Source organism: Oleiphilus sp. HI0086 (assembly GCF_001635225.1).
In genome coordinates this window covers 1-9,086 of the sequence record NZ_LWFZ01000728.1, presented here as the reverse complement: position 1 = coordinate 9,086, position 9,086 = coordinate 1, and the positions used below count along the sequence as shown (strand labels likewise).

Annotated in this window: 8 protein-coding genes; 6 read left to right on the top strand and 2 right to left on the bottom strand. The window is 44.5% G+C overall.

Annotated elements, in window-relative coordinates:
- Both A3756_RS12025 and A3756_RS12020 read right to left on the bottom strand, forming a co-directional pair.
- Window positions 1-344: DEAD/DEAH box helicase (locus A3756_RS12025; RefSeq protein WP_231875529.1), on the bottom strand; the 344-nt coding region annotated here is incomplete at its 3' end.
- A 153-nt stretch (window positions 345-497) separates the two neighbouring features.
- A complete protein-coding gene (locus A3756_RS12020) occupies window positions 498-1,394 on the bottom strand; it encodes an AraC family transcriptional regulator (RefSeq protein ID WP_068553571.1) in 897 nt (298 codons plus the stop codon).
- Window positions 1,395-1,574: 180 nt separating this feature from the next.
- On the opposite strand from A3756_RS12020, the gene A3756_RS12015 reads away from it, so the two are divergent.
- The 6 genes from A3756_RS12015 to A3756_RS11990 all read left to right on the top strand — a co-directional run.
- Window positions 1,575-3,065, top strand: coding sequence for a CoA-acylating methylmalonate-semialdehyde dehydrogenase (locus A3756_RS12015; protein WP_068553570.1), 1,491 nt, complete (start codon window positions 1,575-1,577; stop codon window positions 3,063-3,065).
- A 39-nt stretch (window positions 3,066-3,104) separates the two neighbouring features.
- A complete protein-coding gene (locus A3756_RS12010; protein ID WP_068553569.1) occupies window positions 3,105-4,265 on the top strand; it encodes an acyl-CoA dehydrogenase family protein in 1,161 nt (386 codons plus the stop codon).
- 56 nt (window positions 4,266-4,321) lie between these two features.
- Window positions 4,322-5,122, top strand: coding sequence for an enoyl-CoA hydratase (locus A3756_RS12005; protein ID WP_068553568.1), 801 nt, complete (start codon window positions 4,322-4,324; stop codon window positions 5,120-5,122).
- On the top strand, window positions 5,123-6,277 hold the full coding sequence (locus A3756_RS12000) for an enoyl-CoA hydratase/isomerase family protein (RefSeq protein WP_068553567.1): 1,155 nt from the start codon (window positions 5,123-5,125) through the stop codon (window positions 6,275-6,277).
- A gap of 63 nt (window positions 6,278-6,340) precedes the next feature.
- Window positions 6,341-7,222, top strand: a complete 882-nt coding sequence (gene mmsB / locus A3756_RS11995) for a 3-hydroxyisobutyrate dehydrogenase (protein ID WP_068553566.1) — start codon at window positions 6,341-6,343, stop codon at window positions 7,220-7,222.
- Window positions 7,223-7,348: 126 nt separating this feature from the next.
- Window positions 7,349-9,086 (top strand): extracellular solute-binding protein (locus A3756_RS11990; protein WP_068553565.1); only part of this gene is annotated, 1,738 nt, incomplete at its 3' end.

Here is a 9,086-nt window from a genome sequence, read left to right as displayed (position 1 = left end):
GCAGTAGTATCGCTATTGGCATTATCAAGCTGTTGATCCAGCTTGCTCAGACAAAGGTAACGACCCCGACCTTTTGCCAGGGCATAGTTGAAATCAAGGCCGGAGTATTTCGCTAGCTCAGGTAGGTCCTTGCTCATGACCTGATCTTGCAAAGCGGTTGTAGCGGTAGAAACGATAACTTTTCTACCTTGCGCTAAAGCAAGAGGGAGCACTGAAATGCTGTAAGCAAGCGTTTTTCCAGTGCCGGTTCCTGCCTCGACAACACATACTGCTGGGTCGGACTTTCGTGCACCCTGATCATCTTCTTTAATGCTGCCTAAATATTTTGCTATCTCGGCAATCATTACTCTTTGCCCATATCGCGGGCGGAATCCTTCCCTAGAAGTAAACTTGCGATAAGTGGACTGTATGAGTTGTTTTTGACTGTCTGTAAGCATTGGTTAAATAAATAACTATTTTTTAGGCGATTAATAAGGAGAGAATAAAAATATTTCGTTTTACAAAGGCGCGTCCAGCCGCTTGCGCAATTCCTTACGGTAGTTTCTAGGCGAAACCTTCATAAGTTTCTTAAAGACGCGCGAAAAATAAAGCGCATCATCATACCCGAGTTGGTAAGCAATATCAGAAATACTTATGTTTGTTTGCTCAAGTAAAGAACATGCCTGCTCGATCTTCATGTTCGAAAAGTGTTTTAGCGGTGAAATACCAGTCAACTCACGATAGCGCCTGGAGAAGTGGTATTTGGAAACACGGCTAACATCTGCAAGATCAGCAAGACTTAGTGATTTGCCAATATTTTTTCGCATAAAATCCTGTGTCTTTTCGACACTTATACCACCATACTTTTTTGCATCTTCCATCACTGTATGTGCTGTTGAAATCAAAAGATGGCTCAAGAGGCTACTAACGTAGATATAAGAATCCAGGGTAAAACTCGAGCGAGCAATACCAATGAGCTCCCGAAAGCGAGCTAATGTCTGAACGTCATGAGCTTTAACAACTGAGGTATCAGATGCCTTAAATAAATAGCGGTAATAACTATCAGCAAGGTCACCACGAAAATGAAACCAGAAAACTGTCCAGGGTGTTTCAGGGTCAGAGCGGTATTGGTGGGCTGTTTCAGGCGGTAAAATAAACAGGTCCCCTTGGTGAATCTCCCCCTTGTAGTGACCCGTACTTAGATAACCCTGCCCTTCAGCACAATAAATAAGAATATAGTCGTCATGCGCAATTCTCTCCATCTCATGCTTTGCTGCGCTGGGGTAATAACCAATCGACGAAGCAAAGATTTGGCGAGCTATTGGATGAAGCGCGAGCTGTTGCAGAATATGCTTTGGCACACGAATTCGCGTTGCCTGCCTATCCGACAGAGGCCAGTTAGAGGGTTCGCTCATATATAACACTCAGTCAAAAAGCAATATAATCCATATCGATCGCAATTTAGTCAATGACTCTATGCATAATTGTTAGTAGAGTGGCTATCAAATATAAAACATTAGAAATATAAGTTTTACTCGTCTACGACCTTCATTAGCATTCTAAATACTGCATAAAGAATAATAAGGACTCCAATCATGCCTCATCAAGTTCCACTCTTAATCAATGGCGAATTTGTTCACAGTGAAAGCGTGCAAAAACAAAACGTTCTTAACCCCGCGACACAAGAGGTACTTGCAGAGGTCTCATTCGCCACGAAAGGCGAAATTGATCGCGCCGTTGAAGGCGCCAAAGCCGCATTCTTAGAGTGGAAAGAAACCCCTGTCAGTGAGCGCGCTCGCTTGATGCTACGTTACCAGTATTTGTTAAAGGAACATCAGCGTGAGATTGCCGAGATTCTTGCTAAAGACACGGGTAAAAATATTGAAGATGCTATGGGTGATGTATGGCGCGGTATTGAAGTTGTCGAGCATGCTTGCAACATTCCTTCCCTGTTAATGGGTGAGACTGTCGAAAATGTTGCTAAGGGCGTAGATACCTATAGCCTGACCCAGCCGCTTGGTGTGACGCTCGGTATTACCCCGTTTAACTTTCCGGCAATGATTCCGCTTTGGATGTTCCCTATGGCAACAGCCTGTGGAAACGCCATGATCCTTAAGCCCTCTGAGCAAGTTCCCTTAGCGACTGTTCGTTTATTAGAGCTATTCCAGGAAGCCGGGGCACCCAAAGGTCTGGTGCAAATGATTCATGGTGGCAAAGACCAGGTTCACCAACTTATTAAACATCCTGATATTCTGGCGACCTCATTTGTTGGTTCAGTACCTGTTGCCAAAGATGTGTATCTAACAACCACTCGCGAGATGAAGCGTGCTCAATGCTTTGCCGGTGCGAAAAATCACATGGTCGTACTTCCTGATGCCGACAAAGACACCGTCATGAACGCATTAGTCGGCGCTACGGTTGGCGCTGCCGGACAACGCTGCATGGCAATTAGCGTGATTGTTTTTGTTGGCGAAACAATCGTCTGGGCAGATGAGCTCGCTGAACGCCTAAAAGCGGTTAAGCCCGGCATTTGGGACTCACCTGATTCAGCTTATGGGCCTTTGATTAGTCCTCAGGCTGTAGAGCGTGTTTCAGGCTTGATTCAAAAAGGAATAGACCAAGGCGCAAACTGCTTGGTAGATGGTCGAGACATCGTTGTAGAAGGTTACCCGAATGGCAATTGGTTAGGCCCTACACTCTTCACTGATGTTTCGACTGAGATGGACATATACCAGGAAGAAATTTTCGGGCCAGTTGTGTCATGCATGAACGTTGAAACGCTTGAAGATGCAATCAATTTGGTTAACAGTAACCCCTACGGCAACGGTACCTCAATATTTACCCAATCTGGCGTTAGTGCACGAAAATATCAGCACGAAATAGAAGTTGGTCAAGTTGGTATTAACCTGCCCATTCCCGTTCCGCTACCTTTCTTTTCATTTACTGGTTGGAAAGGCTCGTTTATGGGGGATTTACATGCTTACGGAAAGCAGGCAGTCCGCTTTTATACTGAGACAAAAACAATTACAGCAAGCTGGAAATCATCTCCTGCGCAAGCACCCAACATGTCGATTAGCTTAAAGTAGACAGATTAATTTATAAGGCCACCTAAAGTATTATATTTTATGAATTACGACTTAAACGAAGATCAGCTCGCTTTCCAGGAAACAGCAAAACGTTTCGCAGAGACAGAACTTGCACCTCAGGCTAGTATATGGGACGCAGCCTGCGAGTTCCCGAAGCAAGCCTTTGTCGAAGCAGGTAAACTTGGGTTTATGGCCATGTACGTGCCAGAGGCTGATAAAGGTATTGGTCTGTCGCGATTAGACAGCTCCATTATTATGGAAGAACTAGCGTCCGGCTGCACCTCTACCGCTGCGTTTATTAGCATCCATAATATGGCGTTTAATATGCTTGCTCGCTACGGTCGTAAGTCACTGGTCGATCAGTGGTCAGAAGCACTAGCTTCAGGGCGTAAACTCGTCAGTTATTGCCTGACTGAACCGGGAGCCGGGTCTGACGCTGCCTCACTAACGACCAGTGGAAAACTCGAAGGCGATCACTATATCGTTAATGGTTGTAAAGCCTTCATATCCGGCGCTGGCGATACTGACCTTTTAGTCACAATGCTTAGAACTGGCGAGGCAGGCCCAAAAGGTATTACTTGCCTTGCCATACCCGCTACAAGTGAAGGTATCAGTTTTGGTAAGAAAGAAGAAAAGCTCGGATGGAGCAATCAACCGACCCGCTTGATTCATTTTGAGAATGTACGCGTACCCAAAGAAAACCTTTTGGCACATGAAGGTGACGGTTTCAAGTTGGCGATGGAAGGCCTAGATGGCGGCCGAATCAATATTGCTGCCTGCTCAGTCGGTACTGCGCGCGCGAGCCTGCAACAGAGTATTAACTATGTTAAGGAGCGCAAGCAATTCAATCAGACGATTGCCGATTTTCAAGCCACACAGTTCAAACTGTCTGATATGCTGACAGAGCTTGTAGCCTCTCGCCAGATGATCCGCCTAGCCGCATTTAAACTCGACCAAGGTGCAGCCGATAAATCGGTTCATTGCGCGATGGCTAAACGCCTAGCGACTGATCTCGGTTTTAAGATTTGCGATGAAGCCCTACAATTGCACGGTGGTTACGGCTATATCAAGGAATACCCTATCGAACGTTACTTTAGAGATACGCGCGTGCATCGTATTCTCGAAGGTACTAACGAAGTAATGCGCTTAATCATTGCTAGAGCCTTGTTATCTGATGAAAACTTCCAGCTTCTCGGATAAGCTAGTAGGCAAGCTTCGCGCATTCCAATCTTCTGAAAAAGGAAAGAACACCCGCTATGACACAAGAAAATCAGAATATTTCCTCTAGTGACAAAATTATTGTTACTGTCGATGGTCATATTGCTAAAATTACTATCAACAATCCACCTGCAAATACCTGGGACTTGGAAAGCCTTGGCGCGCTTTCAAGCGTCATCGTAAAACTCAATGCAATGAGCGGAATAAGTGCCTTAGTCATACACGGGCAAGGCGAAAAGTTTTTCTCTGCTGGTGCAGACCTTAAGCAGTTTAGTAGCGGCGACAAGATACTTTCAAAAGATGTTGCACACCGTTTTGGCGAAGCATTTGAAGCCCTTGCAAGTTTTAAGGGTGTATCCATCGCGGCTATCAATGGTTACGCGATGGGTGGAGGTCTTGAGTGTGCACTTGCCTGTGATATCCGTATCGTCGAAGAACAGGCTCAGGTTGCACTGCCTGAAGCAGGTGTTGGTCTTTTACCATGCGCTGGTGGCACACAGCGGTTGAGTTGGTTAATTGGCGAAGCGTGGGCAAGTAAAATGATCTTGCTCGGGCAGAGAATGGATGCCGAAACAGCCGTTCAAACCGGATTAGCACTAGAAAGTGTACCGAAAGGCGAGGCCTTATCAAGCGCCATGAACTATGCACAGTCTGCAAGTAAGCAAAGCCCCGATGCTTTGTTTGCCTGTAAAAAGCTTTTAAGTACAGCTCGAGAAAACGCCATATCGCTTTCACTTCAGCATGAGCGCACCGAATTCATTAATCTAATTGGTGGTGACAACCAGCTTGAAGGCACTAATTCGTTTCTCGAGAAACGCTCTCCAGAGTGGAAAAAGTAAATGAATAAATCATCACAAGCAACTGAGACTGTCGAAACAACAGCGTCCGAAGAAGTGCTAGTCGAAGTACTTGCTGCTAAAAATGGCAGTGTGGGAGTTTTAACACTCAACTCCGAAAAGACGCTAAACGCCCTATCGCTTCAAATGGTCCGTTTACTCACGCAGTCACTAAAAGATTGGGCAAGTAACGATGATATTCAAGCTGTAATTTTAAAGGGGCAAGGCAGCAAAGCCTTTTGCGCTGGCGGCGATGTCCAAGCACTTTATCGCTCTGCGATAGCACAACAAGACGGTGCTTGTATCGATGCAGAACAGTTCTTTTTTGAGGAATATCAACTCAATTATCTTATTCATACTTATGACAAACCGATCATTTGTATTGGGCATGGCTTTGTCATGGGTGGTGGTTTAGGTTTACTCGCTGGCGCCAGTCATCGAGTTATCACCGACACCACTAAACTGGCTATGCCCGAGATAACTATTGGTCTGTTCCCTGATGTAGGTGGAACACAATTTCTTAATCAGGTTCCCTATAATCTAGGATATTTTCTGGCGTTAACGGGCGTAGCTATTAATGCAGCCGATACACTATTTTGCCGCTTAGCTGATTTTGCCATTGAGTTAAATGATGTCGAAAAGCTGATTCATGCAATATCCAAGCTTGAATTTTCAGAAGAAAATGATAACAACCACCTCTTGGTAACAGAAGCTATAAAGGCACTAGAGCTTACAAGCAAACAACTTCAAAGTTCGCAAATAAAGCTAAACCTACAAGTGCTTGAGCAGGCGTGCCAGCATAACTCTTTATGTTCAATTACGGATGCAATCGTAGCTTTTGATGAAAGTAACACTTTTCTCAACAAATCTAAGCAAACTTTACTTGCTGGCTCCCCGTTATCTCTTGTTGCGATTTATGAGCAGTTAAAACGCCATCGTTATACTGATTTACAAAACGCTTTTACAAGCGAGCTGGTTTTAGCGACCAACATGATCCGTCATCCCGATTTTGCGGAGGGCGTTCGTGCGCTATTAATAGATAAAGACAAAACACCTAAGTGGGAATACGCGCACTATACCCATATCCCAAGTTCCGTTATTGAGTCTTTATTTAGTAGGCCTTGGGATAAAAACCCTTTAGATGGGCTACTGGCTTAAGCAAAGCTTCTTATAAATAACAAAGGGGGCTATTCTGCCCCTTCCAAGATTGGGAAAATAATAATGACAACGATCGCGTTTATAGGTCTGGGGAACATGGGACTTCCCATGGCAAAAAATCTTGTAAAAGCGGGTTACAACCTGCGGGTATATGATTTAGCCAAGACTCCACTAGAAGAGATGAAGCAACTCGGTGCGCATGTCGCAAGCTCGGCATCACAAGCGTGCAAAGACGCTACTATCCTTATATCCATGCTGCCTGCAGGTAGGCATGTGTTAGGGCTTTATCTTGAAGGCGAAAAGCTATTATCAATCATTGATAAAGAAACCTTAGTGATTGATTGCTCAACGATCGAAGCGGAGTCTGCTATTAGCGTACATAACGCAGCAAAAGATAAAGGTATTTCAATGCTTGATGCTCCTGTTTCAGGTGGCGTCGCAGCCGCCGCCGCAGGAACACTGACATTTATGTGTGGAGGTTCAGAAACCAATTTTGATAAAGCAAAACCTGTTCTTAGCGCCATGGGGAGCAATATATTTTTGGCAGGGACTGACGGAGCCGGGCAAGTCGCTAAAATGTGTAATAACATGCTCCTTGCTATTCATATGATTGGCACTAGTGAAGCATTGAAATTAGGTGAAAATAACGGTTTGGATGCTAAAGTACTTTCTGAAATAATGCTCGCAAGCTCAGGAAAGAACTGGAGTTTAGAAAAGTATAACCCTTATCCTGGCGTCATGGAGACCAGCCCTGCATCGAATAACTATCAGCCTGGTTTTATGGTCGACCTAATGACAAAAGATCTTGGTTTGGCGGCCTTAAACGCACAAAGTACTGGAAGTAACACGCCACTCGGTAATGCAGCCTATGAAATGTATCAAAAAAAACAAGCTTCAGGCGATGGATTAAAAGACTTCTCGAGTATTATTGAGCTTCTTTCTTAAGTAAGTACAAAAAAATTAGCTTACTACTGTTGTAAGCCCTTTCCCTTAGATAAACTCTTATGCCTGCGCGCCTATTTCTTTTATAGGAATAGGTTAATTTATCGTTTCTTCATTAAGGCTTTAACCGTGCTTTCTACGCCTCAATATAAGACTATTTTAATCATAGCGTTTTTACACTTTTTTACTGGTAAGGCGCTTGCTGCCGAAATTATTACCGAGTCACATGGCTTTGCTTTGTACGGCGACCTTAAATACCCGCAGGACTTTTCTCATTTTGACCATGTCAATCCTAACGCCGCCAAAGGTGGGAACCTGCGTCTAATGGGTTTCGGTTCTTTTGATTCTCTAAACCCTTACATTTTAAAAGGAACCAGCCCCTTCAATTCTCCGGGAATGTTTATGTATGGGTTTACAGAGCTAAATGAAACTTTATTAGCAGGAACCGGAAGCTACTCACCATCAGGCGATGAACCACAAAGTGCCTATGCCCTGTTGGCCGCTAAAATCCGTTACCCCCAGAATTATGCTTGGGTCGAGTTTGATATCCAGCCAGAAGCACACTTCCATGACGGGCACCCGGTCGACGCTGAAGATGTTGTGTTTTCATATACTACCCTTACAGAAATCGGGCACCCGCGTTTCAAACAAAGCCTTCGCGCCGTTACCAAAGTCAAAGCGATTGACGCCGATACAGTGCGCGTTGAGTTCGATCAGGCCGACCAAGCTGCAAATATCTTACGATTTGGCGAAATGCCGATATTACCCGCGCACTTCTGGGTGGATAAAGATTTCGAACGCAGCTCCCAAACCATTCCACTGTTAAGCGGGCCTTATAGAGTCGGTGACGTAAAGGTTGGCCAGTCAATCAAGTTAGAGCGTGTAAAAGACGCTTGGTTTACTAAGTTGCCTAAGGGTGAATTAAATATCTATAAAGGTAGATATAATTTCGATACCGTAGTGATAGATTTTTACCGCGATCAGTCAGTGGCATTTGAGGGCTTTAAGTCTGATAGCTTTGATCTGTTTTTCGACTATACCGCAAAAAACTGGGCTAAGGCCTACGACTTCCCTGCCTTGAATGAAGGTAAGGTCATTAAAGCGGAAATTAAACATGATATTCCCAGCACCACTCAGGCTTTTTTCTTTAACAACCGCCGTAAGATATTTTCCGATCCAAAAGTCAGAGAAGCACTGAGCTTAATGTTTGACTTTGAGTGGACGAACAAAGCCCTTTTTAATGGCGCTTATAAGCGAAACCAAAGCTACTACCCTAATTCAGCATTCAAAGCTACTGGCCTCCCTAGTGAAGAGGAGCTTGAACTACTATTGCCTCATAAGAAAAATTTGCCTGTTTCCCTATTTGAGTCTGCCTTTTCCCTACCCAAAACTAAAGGCAATGGAAATATTCGTACAGTACAACGCAGAGCACTCAATCTTTTAAAACAAGCTGGCTGGATTTTAAAGGATGGTGAATTAAGGCATGCAAACAGCGGAAAAGTATTTAGCTTCGAAATACTCATTCGTCAGGCTGGAATCCAGCGCGTTATTCTACCTTTTGTGAAGAACTTACAAAAAATCGGTATTACTGCAGAGCCACGGCTAATCGATACAGCTCAATACAAAGTACGGTTAGATCAATTTGATTACGATATGACGACTGTTTCTTTGTCTCAGGGTCAGGCCCCCAGTTACGAGCAACGAGACTACTTTCATTCCGATACGGTTAATATCGAGGGCAGCCAAAATTATGCGGGTATCAATGACCCTGTCGTTGACGACCTGCTTGGCCATGTATTGCGAGCCAGGACCCGCGCAGAACTGATAGTCGCAATGAATGCGCTAGACCGAGTACTCTTATGGAGAC